This is a genomic window from Mycobacterium sp. IS-1496, from assembly GCF_001499995.1.
In the GTDB taxonomy this organism is placed as follows: domain Bacteria; phylum Actinomycetota; class Actinomycetes; order Mycobacteriales; family Mycobacteriaceae; genus Mycobacterium.
This window is the reverse complement of sequence record NZ_LQIU01000066.1, coordinates 1-1,232: the sequence shown is the minus strand read 5'-3', so window position 1 is coordinate 1,232 and position 1,232 is coordinate 1. Positions and strand designations below refer to the sequence as shown.

Here is a 1,232-nt window from a genome sequence, read left to right as displayed (position 1 = left end):
GTCTCTCCTATGTCAAGCCGCTGCCATTTGGCAAGGCTTTTGACGGTGGTTGTGGTCTGTCTGCAAATGGCCGAAGACGACGCGGGCAAGGCGGCGTTTGAGGCAGCGCAGGGCTTCGGGTGTGGAGTCCCCGTTGGCGAGGCGGTGGCGGTAATAGTTCTGGCCGAGGCCGTCGAGGCGGATCTGGGTGACCGCGATGCGGTGGAGGGCGGCGTTGAGTTGGCGGTTGCCCGAACGGGTCAGCCGGACCCGGCCATGGGTGTTGCCCGACCACACCGGAACCGGCGCCACCCCGGCGTGGCGGGCGAAAGCGGCCTCGCTCTTGAACCGTGTGACTCCTGCGGTTTCACCGATGAGCTTGGCCGCGGTCAGTTCGGCACAGCCCGGCATCGCCAACAATGCCGGGGCGACGGCGCGGACGCGCTCACCGATGCGTTTGGCCAACGCGTTGATCGTCTCGGTGAGTCGGGTGATGTCGGCCAGCTCGTCGCGAGCCAGTTCGGCAACGATCCCGGGTTCGGCGTCCAACCAGTCGCCGAGCAGTCGGCGGTGCTTGGCAAGATCTAGCGAACGGGCCTTGGGAGCGCGCTCGGGATCGAGTTCGTGGACGCGCCACAACAGCCGGTTGATCGTCGCCGTCCGTTGCGCGACAAGGGTTTCCCGGCGATCAACCAAAAGCTTCAATTCGCGTGACACCTCGTCGTGAGAGGCCACCGGCAGATCGGGCTCCCGCAGGAAGCCCCGCGCGACCGCCAGCGCGTCGATCGGGTCGGACTTGCCGCGGGTGCGCGCTGAGGCCCGGGACTGGGCCATCAACTTCGGCGGAACCCGCACCACCTTCTGCCCCAGCGCGAACAGGTCGCGTTCCAGGCGCGCCGACAGATGCCGGCAGTCCTCGATCGCCCAGATGATCTCGGCCCCGAACCGTTCGCGGGCCCACATCACCGCCTCGGCGTGCCCTGCGGTGATCGCCTTGACGGTCTTCTCACCGAGCTTGCGGCCCGCCTCGTTCACTGCCACGAAAGTGTGCGTGCGCTTGTGTACATCGGCTCCAACAACAACCATGGTCGTTGCCTCCATTCACTGAGAGGTGACGGTTGGGCCGGTCGGCGGACAAACCTCAGTGGGGGCGGTGCCACGCTCCTATCAAGTCACGCCGGCCGGTCCTTCACACCTGATGTCGGCAAAACGCATGCTCGCCAACCCGAAGGCGGCAGCCACCGTACGAGCCA

General features: G+C 66.6%; 1 protein-coding gene. It reads right to left on the bottom strand.

Going from position 1 to position 1,232, the window contains the following annotated elements; all coding sequences use genetic code 11:
• Positions 1–12: 12 nt before the first annotated feature.
• A complete protein-coding gene (locus AU195_RS22635) occupies positions 13–1,080 on the bottom strand; it encodes an IS110 family RNA-guided transposase (RefSeq protein ID WP_216636407.1) in 1,068 nt (355 codons plus the stop codon).
• Between the last annotated feature and the right edge of the window lie 152 nt (positions 1,081–1,232).

Coding starts and splice junctions, on each gene's coding strand:
- AU195_RS22635 (WP_216636407.1), bottom strand. CDS start 1,080: ATGGAGGCAACGACCATGGTTGTTGTTGGAGCCGATGTACACAAGCGC.